At 71.3% G+C, this 18,206-nt stretch carries 19 protein-coding genes; 3 read left to right on the top strand and 16 right to left on the bottom strand.

What is annotated here, in order from left to right; translation table 11 throughout:
- Positions 1 to 117: 117 nt before the first annotated feature.
- The 12 genes from hisF to MKK68_RS06035 form a co-directional block, all read right to left on the bottom strand.
- Positions 118 to 894 carry an imidazole glycerol phosphate synthase subunit HisF gene (hisF, locus tag MKK68_RS06090; protein ID WP_244029283.1) on the bottom strand — a complete coding sequence of 259 codons (777 nt, stop codon included), beginning with the start codon at positions 892 to 894 and terminating at the stop codon, positions 118 to 120.
- 11 nt (positions 895 to 905) lie between these two features.
- Positions 906 to 1,391: a DUF29 domain-containing protein gene (locus MKK68_RS06085; protein ID WP_147725800.1), complete on the bottom strand. Its 486-nt coding sequence runs from the start codon at positions 1,389 to 1,391 to the stop codon at positions 906 to 908.
- Between the two features lie 37 nt (positions 1,392 to 1,428).
- On the bottom strand, positions 1,429 to 2,175 hold the full coding sequence (gene hisA / locus MKK68_RS06080; RefSeq protein ID WP_147725801.1) for a 1-(5-phosphoribosyl)-5-[(5-phosphoribosylamino)methylideneamino]imidazole-4-carboxamide isomerase: 747 nt from the start codon (positions 2,173 to 2,175) through the stop codon (positions 1,429 to 1,431).
- A 44-nt stretch (positions 2,176 to 2,219) separates the two neighbouring features.
- Positions 2,220 to 2,882, bottom strand: coding sequence for an imidazole glycerol phosphate synthase subunit HisH (gene hisH / locus MKK68_RS06075; protein WP_147725802.1), 663 nt, complete (start codon positions 2,880 to 2,882; stop codon positions 2,220 to 2,222).
- 22 nt (positions 2,883 to 2,904) lie between these two features.
- Positions 2,905 to 3,384 (bottom strand): DUF2628 domain-containing protein, encoded by a 480-nt coding sequence (locus MKK68_RS06070; RefSeq protein WP_147725814.1) that lies wholly within the window; start codon positions 3,382 to 3,384, stop codon positions 2,905 to 2,907.
- Positions 3,385 to 3,471: 87 nt separating this feature from the next.
- Complete coding sequence (hisB, locus tag MKK68_RS06065) at positions 3,472 to 4,059, bottom strand: imidazoleglycerol-phosphate dehydratase HisB (protein WP_147842693.1); 588 nt, start codon at positions 4,057 to 4,059, stop codon at positions 3,472 to 3,474.
- 88 nt (positions 4,060 to 4,147) lie between these two features.
- The gene (locus MKK68_RS06060; protein ID WP_147725804.1) at positions 4,148 to 5,023 is read right to left on the bottom strand and encodes an S-methyl-5'-thioadenosine phosphorylase; all 876 of its coding nucleotides are present in this window, start codon (positions 5,021 to 5,023) and stop codon (positions 4,148 to 4,150) included.
- Positions 5,024 to 5,286: 263 nt separating this feature from the next.
- Positions 5,287 to 6,198, bottom strand: coding sequence for a cytochrome c1 (locus MKK68_RS06055; protein WP_147725805.1), 912 nt, complete (start codon positions 6,196 to 6,198; stop codon positions 5,287 to 5,289).
- Between the two features lie 20 nt (positions 6,199 to 6,218).
- Positions 6,219 to 7,505, bottom strand: a complete 1,287-nt coding sequence (locus MKK68_RS06050) for a cytochrome b (RefSeq protein WP_147725806.1) — start codon at positions 7,503 to 7,505, stop codon at positions 6,219 to 6,221.
- A gap of 17 nt (positions 7,506 to 7,522) precedes the next feature.
- Positions 7,523 to 8,095: a ubiquinol-cytochrome c reductase iron-sulfur subunit gene (petA, locus tag MKK68_RS06045; RefSeq protein WP_147842694.1), complete on the bottom strand. Its 573-nt coding sequence runs from the start codon at positions 8,093 to 8,095 to the stop codon at positions 7,523 to 7,525.
- Between the two features lie 214 nt (positions 8,096 to 8,309).
- On the bottom strand, positions 8,310 to 9,746 hold the full coding sequence (locus MKK68_RS06040) for an MATE family efflux transporter (protein WP_244029281.1): 1,437 nt from the start codon (positions 9,744 to 9,746) through the stop codon (positions 8,310 to 8,312).
- Positions 9,747 to 9,844: 98 nt separating this feature from the next.
- Positions 9,845 to 11,728, bottom strand: coding sequence for an ABC transporter ATP-binding protein (locus tag MKK68_RS06035; RefSeq protein ID WP_147859056.1), 1,884 nt, complete (start codon positions 11,726 to 11,728; stop codon positions 9,845 to 9,847).
- A 168-nt stretch (positions 11,729 to 11,896) separates the two neighbouring features.
- Here MKK68_RS06035 and MKK68_RS06030 point away from each other — a divergent pair, with 168 nt between their 5' ends.
- Positions 11,897 to 12,358, top strand: coding sequence for a tRNA (cytidine(34)-2'-O)-methyltransferase (locus MKK68_RS06030; RefSeq protein ID WP_147842697.1), 462 nt, complete (start codon positions 11,897 to 11,899; stop codon positions 12,356 to 12,358).
- A 91-nt stretch (positions 12,359 to 12,449) separates the two neighbouring features.
- Here the strand turns inward: MKK68_RS06030 and MKK68_RS06025 are convergent, their stop codons facing one another.
- Together MKK68_RS06025 and MKK68_RS06020 are read right to left on the bottom strand one after the other, a co-directional pair.
- A complete protein-coding gene (locus tag MKK68_RS06025; protein WP_147727510.1) occupies positions 12,450 to 12,851 on the bottom strand; it encodes a carboxymuconolactone decarboxylase family protein in 402 nt (133 codons plus the stop codon).
- Positions 12,787 to 13,212, bottom strand: coding sequence for a MerR family transcriptional regulator (locus tag MKK68_RS06020; RefSeq protein WP_147727511.1), 426 nt, complete (start codon positions 13,210 to 13,212; stop codon positions 12,787 to 12,789). Before MKK68_RS06020 ends, MKK68_RS06025 begins: the two co-directional genes overlap by 65 nt.
- Before the next feature lie 161 nt (positions 13,213 to 13,373).
- Here MKK68_RS06020 and hemF point away from each other — a divergent pair, with 161 nt between their 5' ends.
- Entirely contained in the window at positions 13,374 to 14,300 is a 927-nt protein-coding gene (gene hemF / locus MKK68_RS06015; RefSeq protein ID WP_243937862.1) for an oxygen-dependent coproporphyrinogen oxidase, read from the top strand.
- Positions 14,297 to 15,418, top strand: a complete 1,122-nt coding sequence (locus MKK68_RS06010; protein WP_147727513.1) for an ATP-dependent RecD-like DNA helicase — start codon at positions 14,297 to 14,299, stop codon at positions 15,416 to 15,418. Before hemF ends, MKK68_RS06010 begins: the two co-directional genes overlap by 4 nt.
- A 107-nt stretch (positions 15,419 to 15,525) precedes the next feature.
- Here the strand turns inward: MKK68_RS06010 and trpB are convergent, their stop codons facing one another.
- A complete protein-coding gene (gene trpB, locus MKK68_RS06005) occupies positions 15,526 to 16,746 on the bottom strand; it encodes a tryptophan synthase subunit beta (protein ID WP_147844278.1) in 1,221 nt (406 codons plus the stop codon).
- A gap of 227 nt (positions 16,747 to 16,973) precedes the next feature.
- Complete coding sequence (locus MKK68_RS06000) at positions 16,974 to 17,954, bottom strand: c-type cytochrome (protein ID WP_244029278.1); 981 nt, start codon at positions 17,952 to 17,954, stop codon at positions 16,974 to 16,976.
- Positions 17,955 to 18,206 lie beyond the last annotated feature (252 nt).

Here is an 18,206-nt window from a genome sequence, read left to right as displayed (position 1 = left end):
AGACGGGAGCCGGCACAGCAGCGCCTCGCCACCCGCATTTGCGCGACGGGCGGGTGGAATTGTCGGAAAAATGGTGCCGGATCCGGCCGCGGCCCCCGGCGTCTTCCCGATCTCGGGTCAGGCGTCCAGCCGCATCGCGAGGCCGGCCGCCGCCATGTGCGCCTTGGCCTCGGCGACGCTGGCTTCCCCGAAATGGAAGATCGAGGCCGCGAGCACCGCGCTGGCATGGCCTTCGGCGACGCCGGCCACGAGGTCGTCGAGCCCGCCGACGCCGCCCGAGGCGATCACCGGCACGGTCACCGCGTCGGCGACGGCGCGGATCAGCGCGAGGTCGTAGCCCGAGCGCGTCCCGTCCCGGTCCATGGAGGTGACGAGCAATTCGCCCGCTCCCTTGGCCGCCACCGTGCGGGCGAAGGCGATCGCGTCGAGGCCGGTGGGGGTGCGGCCGCCATGGGTGAAGATCTGCCACGCGTCCGGCTCGCCCGGCGCGGAGGTGCGCTTGGCGTCGATCGCCACCACGACGCATTGCGCGCCGAACTTCTCGGCGGCCCGAGCGACGAGGTCGGGATCGTTCACGGCCGCGGTGTTGATCGCGACCTTGTCGGCGCCGGCGAGCAGCAGCGCGCGCACGTCCGTCACCGCGCGCACGCCGCCGCCGACGGTGAGCGGCATGAAGCAGGCCTCCGCCGTGCGGCTCACCACGTCGAGCAGGGTGCCGCGCGCCTCGTGGCTCGCGGTGATGTCGAGGAAGCAGAGCTCGTCGGCCCCGGCCGCGTCGTAGGCCTTGGCCGCCTCGACCGGATCGCCCGCGTCGCGCAGCTCGAGGAACTTCACGCCCTTGACGACGCGGCCGTCCTTGACGTCGAGGCAGGGGATGATGCGGGTCTTGAGCACGCTGGGAGCCTTCAGGCGGTCGTGTCGTCGGGGTCGATCGCGAAGGGACGCGTGAGCATCTCGTCGTGGGTGTAGGGGCAGGTTTCGGGAAAGGTCTTCAGCGGAAGGCCGGTCTCGTCAGCCGCTTCGAGACGGGCGCGGCGGTAGGCGCGTTCCATCGCTTCCACCCGACGGCTCTTCAGGCCGGGACTGTCCGCCAGCTCGTCGGCCGCAGCCACCCGATGCGTCGCGATCGAGATCACCCAGCTTCGCGTCCGTCGCGATGGCTGGTGATCCCACTTGAGCATATGCAGCAGGACGATGCGCCACGCGCCGACGAGGCTGCTGAACTGGCTGCGACCCAAGCTCTCGATCTCCTCGGCGAGGTTCTCCCGATCGAGGCCGGTCAGGTCGCCCGCCCGGAGGCGTGCCCCCTGCTCCTGCGTCCAGGTGTAGAAGTCGTCCGCGTAGGCCGTCCCGGTCTCGGCCGGTCGCGCCGCCTTCGCCGAAGCCGTCATCGCCGCCTCCCGGCAAACCCTTGACCGGGCGAGCCTATCACGAAGCGCCGCCTCCGCGCGCCGCCCTGATCGCGAACAGCGCCGCGCGCGGGTCGATGCGGCCGTCGTAGAGGGCGCGCCCCGTGATCGCACCGGCCAGCATCGCGCAATCGGGCTCGAGCAGGCGGTGCACGTCCTCGATCGAGGCGAGGCCGCCCGACGCGATCACCGGGATGCTCACGGCTTCGGCGAGCGCCACCGTCATCTCGATGTTGAGGCCCTTCAGGATGCCGTCGCGGGCGATGTCGGTGTAGATGATCGCCGAGACGCCGGCATCCTCGAACCGGCGGCCGAGGTCCTCGGCGGTCATGCTCGAGGTCTCGGCCCAGCCCGCCACCGCGACGCGCCCGTCCTTGGCGTCGATGCCCACCGCGATCCTGCCGGGATGGCGCCGCGCCGCCTCGTGGACGAAGGCCGGGTCGCGCACGGCCGCCGTGCCGATGATCACCCGGGCGACGCCCTTCTCGAGCCAGCCCTCCAGCGTGCGCATCTCGCGGATGCCGCCCCCGAGCTGCACCGGGATGTCGACCTGGGCGAGGATCGCGTCGACGGCGGCCGCGTTCATCGGCGCCCCGGCGAAGGCACCGTCGAGGTCGACCACGTGGAGCCAGGAGAAGCCCTGCTCGGCGAAGGCCCGGGCCTGCGCCGCCGGGTCGTCGTTGAACACCACGGCCTGGGCCATGTCGCCCTGCACGAGGCGGACGCAGTGTCCTTCCTTGAGATCGATGGCCGGATACAGGATCACGCGGACGCTCGTTTCTTCTGGTCGTTCGACGGAGGGCGCGGCGGTTACGGCCGCCAGCGCAGAAAGTTCGCAAGCAGGGCCAGCCCGAGATGCTGGCTCTTCTCCGGGTGGAACTGGGTGCCGGCGAGGTTGTCGCGCGCCACCATCGCGGTGACGGGACCGCCGTAGGCCGCCTCGGCGACGACCTCGTCCGGGCGATCCGCCTTCAGGGCGAAGCTGTGCACGAAGTAGGCGTGCAGCCCGTCCGGCCCGGTGCGGATGCCGTCGAGCAGCGGATGGTCGCGGGACGGCGTCAGGGTGTTCCAGCCCATGTGCGGGATCTTGAGCGTGGGGTCGGACGGCCGGATCGGGCCGACGTCGCCGGAGATCCAGCCGAGGCCTTCCGTGGTCTCGTATTCGAGGCCGCGCGTTCCCATCAGCTGCATGCCGACGCAGATGCCGAGGAAGGGACGCCCCGACCCGATGGCGGCATCGGTCATCGCCGCCACGAGGCCGGGGACGGCGTCGAGCCCGCGGCGGCAATCGGCGTAGGCGCCGACCCCGGGGAGCACGATCCGGTCAGCGCGCGCGACCGCGTCCGGATCGCCGGTGACGACGATGCGGGTCTCCGGCAGCCCGGCCTCGCGGGCCGCCCGCTCGAAGGCCTTGGCCGCCGAGTGCAGGTTGCCCGACCCGTAATCGATGATCGCGACGGTCTCGGCGCTCACGGTCGTTGTTCCTCGAAGACGCTCACCGGCCGCCCTGCGCGGGAAACAGGCCGATCACAGGCTCGGCCGCGCGGTTGCCCGCGAACGCGGTCGAGGCCCGGACGGTCGGCGCGGGGGCGGGGTCGAGCCAGCGCGTCATCGCCTTGGCTTCGGCCTCGTCGGCGTTGAAGGCCACCACCGCGTCGCGCGCCGGCCGGCCGTTGCGGGCGAGCGTCCAGCGCCGGAGCGAGGACGCCTCGAGCCCGATCAGCACCAGGACCAGCAGCGTGATCGCGGTGCCGGCGGCGGGCGACAGGCCGAGGCCGTAGCCGACGAGCGCGGTGGCGCCGAGCCCGGCCAGCACCAGCAGGGCTGCGAGCCAGAGGCGGTGATAGAGGAACCACAGCACCGAGAAGGCGAAGGCCGCCCACGAGAACCCGTCCGGCACCAGCTGCGCCCGGTCGAGGTCGTGCGCCTCGCCGGAGCGGGCCTCGTGCGGCAGATGGAGCGTGTAGCTGCGCATCCTCATGGCGACCCCTTCCCTTTCCTGTCGGCCGAACGCCGGAGGCGGCTGCGCGAGCCCGCCGCGACGGCCGTCCGCGATCCTCGCCTAGAGCGAACCCTTGGTCGAGGGAACGCGTCCCTCCTCGCGGGGATCGACCGCGACGGCCTTCCGCAAGGCGCGGGCCAGCCCCTTGAAGCAGCTCTCGGCGATGTGATGGGCGTTGTCGCCGTAGAGCGTCTCGACGTGGAGCGTGATGCCGGCGTTCATGGCGAAGGCCTGGAACCACTCGCGCACCAGCTCGGTGTCGAAGGCACCGATTTTCTCGACGCGGAAGGCGGTGCGGAACACCAGGAACGGCCTGCCCGAGATGTCGATCGCGACCCGGCTCAACGTCTCGTCCATCGGCATGTGGATGTCGGCGTAGCGGGCGATGCCGCGCTTGTCGCCGAGCGCCTTCGCGAAGGCCTGGCCGAGCGCGATGCCGCAATCCTCCACCGTGTGGTGCTGGTCGACGTGCAGGTCGCCGGTCACCCGCGCCTCGACGTCGAACAGGCCGTGCCGGGCGAACAGCTCGAGCATGTGGTCGAGGAAGCCGACCCCGGTGGCGATCCCGGCCTTGCCGGTGCCGTCGAGGTCGATCGAGACCGACACGTCGGTCTCCGCCGTCTTCCGGCTGATGCTGGCGCTGCGCATGGTCTTCGTGAGTGTTCGTTCGCCGGGCCGACGCGGCCGGCTTTCGTGCCTTCTAGTGCGGAAGCCGTCGCCGGGGGAAGGGCTCGGCTCAATCCTTGAGCACGCGCCCCGCCACCGCGTCGAGCTTGGCCAGCAGGTCCGGGTCGCGGTGGGACGGCGCCGTCATGATCGCGCCGTCGAGCGCCCGGTGCGAGCCGGCCGGGCAATCCTCGCGGGTCGCGGGCAGGTCGCGGGCGAGCCGCGCCACGAGGCGGGCGGCCTTGTCGGCGTTGGCCCGCGCCACCGCGACGACCGAGGCCACGTCGACCGCGTCGTGGCCCGGATGCCAGCAGTCGAAGTCGGTGACCATCGCGATGGTGGCGTAGGTGATCTCGGCCTCGCGGGCGAGCTTGGCCTCGGGCATGTTGGTCATGCCGATCACGTCGAACCCTTGCGCCTTGTAGCTCTTCGATTCGGCGAGCGAGGAGAATTGCGGCCCCTCCATGCAGACGTAGGTGCCGCCGCGATGCACGGCGATCCCCTCCGCCTCCGCCGCGTTCGCGATGCGCTTCTGCAGGTTCGGGCCGACCGGGTGGGCGAGCGAGACGTGGGCGACGCAGCCGTTCCCGAAGAACGAGGACGCGCGCCCCACCGTCCGGTCGACGAACTGGTCGACGAGCACGAACAGGCCCGGATGCAGCTCGTTGCGGAACGAGCCGCAGGCCGACAGCGCGACGAGGTCGGTGACGCCGGCCCGCTTCAGCGCGTCGATGTTGGCGCGGTAGTCGATGCCGGACGGGGAGAGGCGGTGCCCGCGGCCGTGGCGGGCCAGGAACACCACCTTGGTGTCCCCGATGCGCCCGATCCGCAGAGCGTCGGACGGCTCGCCCCAGGGCGACGCCACCCGCTCCTCGCGCACGTCCTCGAGCCCCGGCAGGTCGTAGACCCCCGACCCGCCCATCACACCGAGCACCGCTGCCGTCATGTCGATCGTCCGTTGTCGAAGGTGGCGCGTAGGAGCCGCTGCGGGGCTCCCTCTCCATGGGAAGAGGGGTGGGGTGAGGGGCGTGACCTCTCCGGACGGCGCACACCCCTCATCCTGTCCTCCTTCCCCCGGGGGAAGGGACCCGCGCAGGTCTCGGCGAGGTCGAGATCTCCGCGTCCCGCTATCACGAACTGCGCGCGCGGCAAAAACGCGAACGGGCCCCGCGAGGGGCCCGTTCGGTCGTCCGTGGATCGATCGGGCGGTCAACCCGCCTTGTGCAGCTCGGGCTGGAGGCCGTGGACCTCGCCGCCGACGTCGGCCCAGACCCGCTTCTTGACGTAGTACAGCAGCCCCGAGAGCAGGATCAGGAACAGGATCACCCGGAAGCCGAGCGCCTTGCGCGCCATCATGTGCGGCTCGGCGGCCCAGGCCATGAAGGCCGCCACGTCGCGGGTGTACTGGTCGACCGTCTCCGGCACGACCGGCTGGCCGGCCTCGTTCTTCGGGTAGGTCACCTGGCCGTCGCTGATCGGGTTCGGCATCGCGATCAGGTGGCCGGGATAGTACTTGTTGTAGTGCACGCCGTCCGGCACGTCGGTGCCCTTCGGGGGCTCCTCGTAGCCGTTCAGCACCGCGTGGATGTAGTCCACGCCCTGCTCGGAATAGCCGACGAAGGGCAGCGCGTCGGTGATGAACCACGGGAAGCCGCGCTCGAAGGTGCGGGCCTTGGCCAGCACCGAGAAGTCCGGCGGCGCCTTGCCGCCGTTGGCCGCCGCCGCCGCCTGGTCGTTCGGGAAGGGCGGCGGGAACTTGTCGGCCGGGCGGCCGGGCCGCTCGAACATCTCGCCGGCGTCGTTCGGGCCGTCCTTGACCTGGTAGGTCGCGGCGAGCGCCTTGACTTGGCTCTCCGAGAAGTCGGGACCGCCCTCCTCCGCGAGGTTGCGGAAGTCCACGAGCTTCATCGAGTGGCAGGCGGAGCAGACCTCCTTGTAGACCTGGAACCCGCGCTGGAGCTGCGCCTGGTCGAAGCGGCCGAACACGCCGGCGTAGCTCCACTGGAGGCGGGGCGGCTGGTTGCCGCCATGCGCGTCCTCGGCGGAGGCCGCCGAGGAGCCCAGCGGGGCGCCGAGGGAGAGCGCCAGCAGGGAGGCGGCGAGAAGGCTCGAGAGTTTCATCGTCGGTTCCGGTCCTGCCCTCAGCCCTTGGTCGTCGGCGCCGCGGCGGCGCCCGCCGGCAGCCCGGACCCGCTCACCTGCTTGCCCGGCCCGGTCACGCTCTCCAGGATCGACCCGGGCAGCGCCTTCGGCGTCTCGATCAGGCCGACGATCGGCATCACGAGGAGGAAGTGGGCGAAGTAGTAGAAGGTGCAGATCTGCGAGGCGATGACGTAGCCGCCTTCCGGCGGCTTGGCGCCGAGCCAGCCGAGGATGACCGTGACCGCCAGGAACAGCCAGAAGAACTGGCGGTAGATCGGCCGGTAGTTGCACGAGCGCACCCGCGAGGTGTCGAGCCACGGCGCAAGCGCGAGGATCAGCACCGCCGAGAACATCAGGATCACGCCGCCGAGCTTCGACGGCACCGCGCGCAGGATCGCGTAGAACGGCAGGAAGTACCATTCGGGCACGATGTGGGCCGGGGTCACGGCGGGGTTGGCCGGGACGTAGTTGTCGGCGTGGCCGAGATAGTTCGGCTGGTAGAAGATGAACCACGCGAACAGGATCATGAACACCACGGTGGCGAACACATCCTTGATCGTGGCGTAGGGGGTGAAGGGCACCGCGTCCTTCGAGGACTTGATCGGGATGCCGGTCGGGTTGTTCTGGCCGGTGACGTGCAGCGCCCAGACGTGGAGCACCACGACGCCGGCGATCATCCACGGCAGCAGGTAGTGCAGCGAGAAGAAGCGGTTGATCGTCGGGTTGCCGACCGAGTATCCGCCCCAGAGCAGGCTCTGGATGGTGTCGCCGACCACGGGGATCGCGGCGAGGATGTTGGTGATGACGGTCGCGCCCCAGAAGCTCATCTGGCCCCAGGGCAGGGTGTAGCCGAGGAAGGCGGTCGCCATCATCAGGAGGTAGATGATCACGCCGAGGATGTAGAGCACCTCGCGCGGGGCCTTGTACGACCCGTAATACAGCGCCCGGAAGATGTGCACGTAGACCGCGACGAAGAACATCGACGCGCCGTTGGCGTGGGCGTAGCGCAGCAGCCAGCCGTAGTTCACGTCGCGCATGATGTGCTCGACGGAGTTGAACGCCTGGGTCGCCGAGGGCTCGTAGTGCATCGCGAGCCAGACGCCGGTGACGATCTGGATGCCGAGGAAGGCGATCAGGATCGCGCCGAAGGTCCAGAAGTAGTTCAGGTTGCGCGGCACCGGGAAGGCGACGAACGACGAGTGCACCAGCCCGACGATCGGCAGGCGGGCCTCGAACCACTTCGCGAGGCGGCTCTTGGGGACGTAGGCGTTGGCGTGAGCGCTCATGGGCGGTCCCTCGTGTCTCAGGCCGCGGCCTTGGCTTCCTCGCCGATGCGGATCTTCGCGTCGGTCTGGAAGGAATAGGGCGGGATCGGAAGGTTGATCGGGGCGGGGCCGCGGCGGACGCGGCCGACCGCGTCGAACTGCGAGCCGTGGCAGGGGCAGGCCCAGCCCTCGAAGTTGCCCTGGTGGCCGATCGGCACGCAGCCGAGATGGGTGCAGTTGCCGTAGACCACGAGCCACTGGTCGTGGCCCTTCTTCACCCGCGTGCCGAAGGGAGCCGGATCGGAGAGCTGGCTCTCCGGGATCGCCTTCATGTCCGTCACCTCCTTCTCGGTGAGCTTGCGGACGAAGATCAGCTTGCCGCGCCAGAACACGTTGATGATCTGGCCGTCGGTGATCGGGGCGAGGTCGACGTCGATCGGCGCGCCGGCGGCGATGGTGGCGGCGTCCGGCGCCATCGAGGCGACGAAGGGCCAGGCGACGGCGCCGACGCCGACGGCGGCGCCCGCGCCGGTGGCCAGGTACAGGAAGTCGCGGCGGGTTCCGTCCGGGGCGGCGGTGCCGGTGGACGCGGCGGCGGAGGTGTTCGCCAAGGTCGTCAATCTCCCAGTGTGCCGTCGCCCGATCTCGTGGCGTCGGGCAGGTCGGCGGAGCGCTCCCGGGCGGATGGGAATCCGATCTCGCCCGCCGCGTCGGACCGCCCGTGCGGAGCGGACCAGAGCATCATCGTTCTAATCTGTGCAATGCGACCGCACGTCGCCCGAAGTCAAGCCAAGCTGTGCCGGAGGACGACACGGATCGGGTTTCCTATCGCGCGGGCGGCCCGGCGGGCCCGGGCCTGCGGTCCCGAAGCGCGATCAGGCGGCGCCAGCGGGCGGTGAGCAGGATCGCGACGACGAACAGGCCGGCGCAGAAACCGAGCCAGATCCCGTAGCCCTGCAGCCCCGCCCCCCAGGCGAGCGCCGCGCCGGCGGGTACGCCGATGCCCCAGTAGCCGCCGACGGCGATCAGCATCGGCACCTTCGTATCTTGCAGGCCGCGCAGCATCCCGAGGGCGACGGACTGGACCCCGTCGGCCACCGCGAACAGGGCGGCGAAGCCGAGGAAGCCGACCGCGTAGGGCATCACCGCGGCGTTGGCGGGTGCCTCGACGTCGAGGAACAGCCCGATCAGCAGGCGCGGCGCGCCGAGCTGGAGGCTGGCGCAGGCCGTCATGAAGCCGAAGCCGAGCGCCAGCGCGACGCGGCCGGCGAGCCGCACGCCCTGCGGGTCGTGCGCGCCGTGCCGCAGGCCGACGCGCACGGTGGCGCCCTGCGCGACCCCGTTCGGGACCATGAAGCAGAGCGCCGCGATCTGGATCGCCACCGCGTGCGCGGCGAGCTGGGCCGCGCCGAACAGCCCCATGCCGAGCACCGCCGCCTCGAACAGGCCGGCTTCCGCGAGCCCCGTCCCCGCCATCGGCAGGCCGAGGCGGAACAGGGCCGAGAGGCGCTTCGCATCGAAGCGCCAGACCCGGTGCAGCAGCCGGTACCGGCGCAGGCCGCGGTCGCGCAGGATCACCGCGACGAGCACGAGGAGGGTGAAGAACGCGGCGCAGGTGGTGGCGATGCCGACCCCGACCAGCCCCATGCCGAGGCGTCCGGGGCCCTCGAAGGCGAGCCAGACCCCGAGGCCGATATTGACCGGCAGCGCTATCAGGCTGGCGGCGAGCGGCCAGCTCGGGCGCTCCAGCGCCGCGAAGGTGCCGCGCAGCACCATGAACAGCAGGGCCGGCCACATCGCCCATTGCAGCGCGCGCATGTAGCGGCCGGCATCCTCGGCCAGCGCCGGCGGCTCGCGGATCGCTTCCAGCAGCGCCCGCGTGTGCCACAGCCCGAGCATCAGCGGGATCGCGACGAGGGTCGCGGCCCAGAACCCGGCCCGCACGAGGCGGCGCACGGCGTCCGAATCGGTGCGGTCGCGCCCGAGCGCCTCCGCGATCAGGGGCGCCACCGCCGAGGTCAGGCCGATGCCGCAGATGAACAGGATGAAGTACAGGCTGGTGGCCAGCGTCGCCGCCGCGAGCTCGGGCGCGCCCAGGCGGCCGAGCATCACCGTGTCGGCGGTGATCAGCCCGTGCTGGGCGAGGTTGGTGAGGACGAGGGGCGCGGCGAGCGCGAGGGTCGCGCGCAGCTCCGCGATCCACGCTCGCCGGACGGGAGGCCGCCCCTCCCCGGCCGAGGCCGCGAGGCCGAATGCCGGCATGTCTTGGTCTTTCGATAATTTGGCCGGCGCGGCCGCCCATTTGAATGAAGAGAGGTCCTATGCCCTCCCCGTCATTCCGGGCTCTAGTTCCGCGCGTTCTACCCCGGCAACGCGTCGGAAATCCGACGGGGCTCGGGTTTGGGCGCCCGGTCGGGCAGGAAGCCGCCGGACTGGCGCTCCCACAATCGGGCGTAGAGGCCGCCGCGGCCGATCAGCTCGGCATGCGTCCCCTCCTCGACGATGCGGCCCTCGTCGATGACCACGAGGCGGTCGAGCGCCGCGATGGTCGAGAGCCGGTGGGCGATGGCGAGCACGGTCTTGCCCTGCATCAGGGTGTCGAGGCTCTCCTGGATCGCCGCCTCGACCTCCGAATCCAGCGCCGAGGTCGCCTCGTCGAGGATCAGCACCGGGGCGTCCTTGAGGATCACCCGGGCGATGGCGATGCGCTGGCGCTGGCCGCCCGAGAGCTTCACCCCGCGCTCGCCGACCTGGGCGTCGTAGCCGCGCCGCCCCTTGTGGTCGACGAGGTCGTGGATGAAGGCGTCGGCATGGGCGAGCTCGGCGGCGCGGGCGACCGCGTCCATGGTCGCGTCGGGGCGGCCGTAGGCGATGTTGTCGCGGATCGAGCGGTGCAGCAGCGAGGTGTCCTGGCTGACCATGGCGATGGCGCCCCGCAGCGAATCCTGCGTGACGCGCGCGATGTCCTGGCCGTCGACGGTGATGCGGCCGCTCTCGACGTCGTGCAGGCGCAGCAGCAGCGAGGTGATCGTGGTCTTGCCCGCGCCGCTGACGCCGACGAGCCCGACCTTCTCGCCGGCCCGGATGTGCAGCGACAGGTTCTCGATCACATTGGCGTCGCCGCGGCCGTAATGGAAGCCGACGTTCTCGAAGCGGATGTCCCCGCCCGCGACCTTCAGCACGGCGGCGTCGGGCGCGTCGACGAGCCCGTGCGGACGGCTGATCGTCTGCATGCTCTCCTGGATCACGCCGACGTTCTCGAACACGCCGCGCACGGTCTGCATCACCCAGCCCGACATCGCGAGCAGGCGCAGCACCAGCGCGAGGCCGGCGGCGGCCTCGCCCGTGGTCATGCCGCCGCGCTGCCACAGCATCAGGCACAGGGCGCCGGTGGCGAGCAGCAGGGCGCTGTTGAGGATGCCGAGCAGGGTCGTCGTCAGCGTCACCAGCCGGAACTGGTGCAGGTAGGTCCGGGTGTTGCTGTCGATCGCCTCGCGCACGGCCGCGCGCTCCTCGCGGTCGCGGGCGAAGAGCTTGACGGTGAGGATGTTGGTGTAGCTGTCGACCACCCGCCCGACCAGCGCCGAGCGGGTCTCGGCGGTGCGGTGCGACCGCTCGCGCGCCCGCGGCACGAACCACGCCGTCAGCCCGGCATAGGCCGCGATCCAGGCCACCACCGGCAAGGCCAGCCACACCGAGATCGACGAGAACAGGCCGACCGCGGTGATCGCGTAGATCGCCACGTAGAGCAGGGTGTCGATGAACACGACCGCGATCTCGCGCACCGCCGGGCCGACCTGGACGATGCGGTTGGCAAGGCGGCCGGCGAAGTCGCCCTGGAAGTACGAGAGCGAGTGGCCGAGCGTGTAGAGGTGGGTGCGCCAGCGGACCTGGTTGGTGGTCTGCGGCACGATGAGCTGGTTCGAGGCGACCTCGTGCAGCCAGATCGTGGTCGGCCGCACCACCACGAGGAACAGCGCGGCGAGCGCCAGCGCGAGCCCATGATCCTGCAGCAGCGTCGTCCGGTCGGCGCCGTTCATCAGGTCGATGAACCAGCGCATCAGCAGGTAGAGCGAGGCCTCGACCGTGCCCGCCACCACCGCGATGACGAACAGGGCGGCGAGCGCGGCCCGCATCGGGCGCAGGTAGAACGCGGCGAAGCCGAGCACGGTCTTGGGGGGCATCCGCTCCGCGTCGAAGGGCGCGAACGGGTCGATGCGGCGCTCGAGCCAATCGAGGAACATGGTGTCACGGTGCTTTGCGTCGGGGAGGCGTGACCCTCATGTAAGCCCGCGGTCGTCCCGGCCAAGCGGGGAGCGATGCCGCAGCGCGTCGGGGCTGCCATGCGTCGGCACGGATCGGCCGTGCCGGCGTGGATTGGTCGGCGGCGCCGAAGCGGATATCCCCGGAGCATGCTCCGCCTCGCGCTCTACCAGCCCGACATCCCCCAGAACACCGGCACGCTGCTGCGCATGGCGGCCTGCCTCGGGCTCTCCGTCGAGATCGTCGAGCCGGCGGGCTTCGACGTGTCCGACCGTCACCTGCGCCGCTCGGGGCTCGACTATCTCGACCACGTCGCGATCACCCGGCACCGTTCCTGGGCGGCGTTCTCGGAATGGCGCCTCCAGGCAGGAATCCGCCTGGTGCTCGCCACCACCGCGGGCGCCCTGCCCTACACGGGCTTCGCCTTCCGCGACGGCGACTGCATCCTGATGGGCCGCGAATCGGCCGGCGTGCCCGAGGCGGTCCACGCCGCGGCCGACGCGCGGGTGGTGGTGCCGATCCGCGCCGGAATGCGCTCGCTCAACGTCGCGGTCGCGGCGGCGATGATCTGCGGCGAGGCGATCCGGCAGGGGGCCGGGCCGACGGCCTGAGCCGCCCGGCCCGCGCGCGCCCGACGGTGTCGCCGGGCGCCTCGCGCCGGTTCGCCGCCGTGGGCGGTGGCTCGCGCCTGCGCGATCGGCGTCACGCCGGCGCGCGGGCCGCGAAGACCTCCTTGGCGGCGAACAGGCCGTTGAGGGCGGCCGGGAAGCCGGCATAGACCGCCATCTGCATGATCACCTCGGTGATCTCGTCGCGGGACAGGCCGACGTTCAGGCCCGCCTCGATGTGCACCTTAAGCTGCGGCGCGGCGTTGCCCATCGCCGTCAGCGCCGCGATCGTGGCGATCTCCCGCGATCGCAGGTCGAGGCCGGGGCGGCTGTAGATGTCGCCGAACGGGAACTCGATCAGGTAGCGGGCGAAATCCGGGGCGATGCCGGACAGCGCCGCGATCACGTGCTCCCCGGCCTGCCCGTCGATCTCAGCGAGCGCGCGGGCGCCCCGCGCGTAGCGGCTTTCCGGGGTCGGGCTCTGGTCGGTCGTCATCGTGCATCCCTTCGGTCGAGCAGGCATAGCCGGCGATTTTCGTGTCGAGGGCGGCCAGGGCGTCCTGCAACGCGGCGACGTGCGTGCGGACCTGCGCGCGATGCCGTTCGAGCAGCAGGCGCCGTTCCGGAGCCGTCGCCGGTCCGGCGCGCCGCAGGGCCGCATAATGCAGCATCGTCCGGATCGGCATGCCGGTGGTCTTGAGACGGTCGAGGAAGCCGATCCAGGCCAGGATCGACCCGTCGTAGTCCCGGTGCCCCGCGGCGTCCCGCTCGACGAACGGCAGCAGCCCGATCCGCTCGTCGTAGCGGAGGGTGTGGGCCGTCAGGCCCGAGCGTTTGGCGAGTTCGCCGATCCGCATGCACCGCTTGCCTCTCGGCCCTTTGACCCTTTGGGCCCTCGCCACGATGCCATCGAGGCTACGGCTTCGAGCGCGCTCGAAGTCAAGCGCGGGTCGAAGCCCGGTTTCGCGATGCGTGAATTGACGCCGCCGGGGCGGAGTGGGACATCCCGTCCATGACGATGCCGGACACCGAGACAGCCCGCCCCCGCCTGCCCGAGGCCGACGTCACGGCGCTCAAGGCCGAGGCGACCGCGTGGTTCACGACGCTGCGCGACCGCATCGTCGGCGCGCTCGAGACCTTGGAGGCCGAGGCCGAGGGGCCGTTCCATCCGGACGCACCCGCTGCGGCTGGGCACTTCGAAAAAACCCCCTGGGAGCGGACCGACCACACCGGCCGGCCCGGTGGCGGCGGCACCATGGCGATGCTGCACGGCCGGGTGTTCGAGAAGGCCGGCGTCCACGTCTCGGCGGTGCACGGCGAGTTCGCGCCGGAGTTCCGCGCCCAGATGCCGGGCGCTGCGGAGGATCCGCGCTTCTTCGCCACCGGCATCTCGCTGATCGCGCATCCGTGGAACCCGAACGTGCCGACGGTCCACATGAACACCCGCTTCGTGGTAACGACGAAGACGTGGTTCGGCGGCGGGGCCGACCTCACCCCGGTGCTCGAGCGCCGGCGGACGCAGGACGACCCCGACACGCAGCACTTCCACGCCTGCCTCAAGGCAGCCTGCGACGCCCACGCCCCGGCGGCGAACTACGACAAGTACAAGCAGTGGTGCGAGGAATACTTCTACCTGCCGCACCGCAAGGAGCCCCGCGGCGTCGGCGGGATCTTCTACGACTACCACTGGACCGGCGACCCGCAGGCCGACCTCGCCTACACCCGCGACGTCGGCGGCGCCTTCCTCGCGGCCTATCCCGAGATCGTCCGGCGCAACGTCGCGACGCCCTGGACCGAGGCCGACCGGCTGGAGCAGCAGGTGCGGCGCGGGCGCTACGTCGAGTTCAACCTGCTCCACGACCGCGGCACGATCTTCGGCCTGAAGACCGGCGGCAACGTCGCCTCGATCCTGTCGTCGCTGCCGCCGACCGTGCGCTGGCCGTGAGCGAGGGCCTCCCCAAAAGCTTCGCCCCGCAGCAGGACGCGGCGCTGAAGGCCATCGCCGCCTGGCGCAAGGACAAGGGCGCCGCCCAGGTGTTCCGGCTGTTCGGCTACGCCGGCACCGGCAAGACCACGCTGGCCCGCCGCATCGCCGACGACGTCGACGGCTCGGTGGTGTTCGGCGCCTTCACCGGCAAGGCGGCCTCGGTGATGCGCCAGAAGGGCTGCCAGGACGCCGCGACGATCCACTCGCTGATCTACCGCACCAAGGAGACGGAAGAGGGCGGCCCCGCCTTCTCGCTGAACCGCGCCGGGCCGGCGGCCAAGGCCGACCTCATCGTCATCGACGAGTGCTCGATGGTCGATTCCGACCTCGGCCACGACCTGCTGTCGTTCGACAAGCCGGTGCTGGTGCTCGGCGACCCGGCGCAGCTGCCGCCGGTGCGCGGCGGTGGCTTCTTCACCGAGGCCGAGCCCGACGTGATGCTGACCGAGGTCCACCGCCAGGCCAAGGACGACCCGATCGTGCGCATGGCGATGACGGTGCGCGAGGGCGGCCGGCTCGCGCTCGGCGAGTACGGCGCCAGCCGCGTGGTCTCGCGCCGCGCCATCGACCCGACCCAGGTGCTCGACTGCGACCAGGTGCTGGTGGGCATGAACAAGACCCGCCGTCTCTACAACGGGCGGCTGCGGGAGCTGGCCGGCCACGTCGACCCGATGCCGGCGGTGGGCGAGAAGCTGGTCTGCCTGCGCAACGACCGCACCAAGGGCCTGCTCAACGGCTCGACCTGGACCGTGCAGGCCCTGCGCGCACCGCCCCGCCCCGACACGATCCGCCTCGACGTGGTGCCGGAGGACGACGCCGGCACGCGCAAGCGCGCCATCGACATCAAGGTTTTACGCGCCGTTATTTCCGGGTCGGAGGAGGAGATCCCGGCCTTCCTGCGCCGGGAGACCGACGAGTTCACCTACGGCTACGCCCTCACCGTCCACAAGGCGCAGGGCTCGCAGTGGGACAAGGTGGTGCTGTTCGACGAATCGTTCGCCTTCCGCGAGCACCGGGCGCGGTGGCTCTACACCGGCCTGACCCGCGCGGCGCAGGCGATCACGGTGGTGGTGTAGGACCGGCTCTTCCCTTCCCCGACGGATCTCGTGCTCGCCCGAGATCCGCACCCCGTGTGCCCAAGTCGGGCAGGCCCGACTTGGGTGCGGGGGGAGGGCTTGCAGTCTCAGAGCTTCGTCCCGAAGATCTCCGCCACCTGCGGGATGTCCTTGTCGCCGCGGCCGCACAGGTTCATCACCATGAGATGGTCGGCCGGCTTCTTCGGGGCCATCTCCAGCACCTTGGCGAGGGCGTGGGCCGGCTCCAGCGCCGGGATGATGCCCTCGAGCATCGAGCACAGCTTGAACGCGCCGAGCGCCTCTTGGTCGGTGGCCGAGAGGTAGGTGACGCGGCCGGCCTCGTGCAGCCAGGCGTGCTCGGGGCCGATGCCGGGATAGTCGAGGCCGGCCGAGATCGAGTGCGCGTCCGCGATCTGCCCGTCGTCGTCCATCAGCAGGTAGGTGCGGTTGCCGTGCAGCACCCCCGGCCGTCCGCCCGAGAGCGAGGCCGCGTGCAGGCCCGACGAGACGCCGTGGCCGGCGGCCTCGACGCCGAAGATCTCCACGTCGCGGTCGTCGAGGAAGGGGTGGAACAGCCCCATCGCGTTGGAGCCGCCGCCGATGCAGGCCACGAGCGAATCGGGCAGCCGCCCCTCGGCCTCCAGCATCTGCTCCTTGGTCTCGCGGCCGATGATCGACTGGAAGTCGCGCACCATCGCCGGATAGGGGTGCGGGCCGGCGACCGTGCCGATGCAGTAGAACGTGTCGGCGACGTTGGTGACCCAGTCGCGCAGGGCCTCGTTCATCGCGTCCTTCAGGGTCTTGGTGCCGGACTCGACCGGGATCACCTCGGCGCCGAGCATCTTCATCCGGAAGACGTTCGGGGCTTGGCGCGCCACGTCGACGGCGCCCATGTAGACCACGCAGGTCAGGCCGAACCGGGCGCAGAGGGTCGCGGTGGCGACGCCGTGCTGGCCGGCGCCGGTCTCGGCGATGATCCGCTTCTTGCCCATCCGGCGGGCGAGCAGGATCTGCCCGAGGACGTTGTTCACCTTGTGCGAGCCGGTGTGGTTCAGCTCGTCGCGCTTGAAGTAGATCTTCGCGCCGCCGCAATGCTCGGTCAGCCGCTCCGCGAAGTAGAGCGGGCTCGGCCGGCCGACGTAGTGCTTGAGGTAGCCGTCCATCTCGGCCTGGAACCCCGGGTCGGCCTTGGCCGCGGCGTAGGCCTCTTCCAGGGAGAGGATCAGCGGCATCAGCGTCTCGGCGACGAAGCGGCCGCCGAAGATGCCGAACCGGCCGCGCTCGTCGGGGCCGGTGCGGAACGAGTTCGGAGGGGGAGAGAGGGTCACGGATCGCGTCCTTGTTCGCGAGGGTGGGGTCGCGACGCGGTGATCGCGAAGGGCGGTCCGGGTGCGTGGCGCACCGGGCGCGCCGGGTCGGGTCCGGTTTGCGGTAGGATCGCCCCGCGGGTCAACACGCGCCCGCGCATGGCGGCCGGGGCCGACCGTCGCGGCGGGACGAAAAAGGGCCGGGCGTCGCCGCCCGGCCCTCGTCGTCCGATCCCGTCCGTGCCGGGCTATTGCGGCTTGTCGGCGGGGACGCCCTGCTCGCTGCCGTTCGCCTTGAGATCCTGGGCCTTCTGCTCCGCCGCGGGGTCGGCCTTGGCCGGCGCCTCGGTGGTCGCGGGCGCCGGCGGCGCGGTCGGCGCAGGCGCCGTGTCGGCGGCGGGCGACGGCCCGCTGCTCTCGGGCGCCGACTTCTGCTCGACCGCGTTGCGGTTCTCGGAGCCGGCGCCGGCGGGCGCGCCCGGCGGCTTCTCGGTCACCGGCTTGGCGCCCTCCGCCTTGGTGTCGGCGGGCTTGGCCGGGCTGTCCTTGCCCTCGGAGGCCTTGCCGGCCGCCGGCTTCTCGGAGGTCGGCTTGTCCGCCGGCTTGGCTTCGGCGGGGTTGGCTTCGGCGGGCTTGTCGTCGGCCGGCTTGTCGGCGGGCTTGGCATCGGCCGGCTTGGCATCGGCCGCCTTCTCGACCGCCGGCAGCGGCTTGGGGCTGTCCGACAGGGTGTGGAGGTAGGCGATGATGTTGGCGCGCTCCTGAGGCGAGCTGATGCCGGCGAACGCCATCTTGGTGCCCTTCACGTAGGCCTTGGGGCTCGTGAGGAACTCGTCGAGGTCGGCGTAGGTCCAGGTGCCGCCCTTCTCCTTCATGCCGGCCGAGTAGTCGAAGCCCTCGTGGCTGCCCTTCTTGCGCTCGACCACCTCCCACAGGTCGGGGCCGACCTTGTTCGGGCCGCCCTTCTCGAAGCTGTGGCAGGCCTGGCACGCCTTGGTGCCGCCCTGGCCCTTCTCGACGTTGGCGGAGGCCAGCCGCACGGCGATCGGCTCGACCTTGGCGGCCTCGGGCGCCGCGGCGCTCTCCTCCTTGGCCTCGGGCAGGTCGTAGCCGGCCTTGCCCGCGGGCTTGGGATGGTAGATCAGCTCGGCGACGAAGCCCGATCCGGCCACCAACAGCAGGGCGCCGAGCACTGCACCGGCCACCTTGTTCAGCTCGAACGAGTCCATGCTTTCTTCAACTCCTGTCGCGCTGCGCGGCGGGCGAATCCGCGCCCGGCCTGCCGGCGCCGGACTTTGGAAGATTTCGAGGGTGCTTAGCCGCTCGAAGCCGACCTTGACAATGGCGGAATGGGTGACAGTCGGCACACGATTGGTCGCACGCCGCCGCCCGCCTCGACGCGCCCGGGCGGCGCGAGTGCCCGCGCCGCGCGCCCGAGGCCCGGCGCACGGCTTCGATGACAAGCCGGCGGGCGCCTGTTA

The sequence above is a fragment of the Methylobacterium sp. E-016 genome, from assembly GCF_022829745.1.
Lineage (GTDB): Bacteria > Pseudomonadota > Alphaproteobacteria > Rhizobiales > Beijerinckiaceae > Methylobacterium.
The sequence above is the reverse complement of the archived record's forward strand: the minus strand, read 5'-3'. Positions and strand labels throughout refer to the sequence as shown.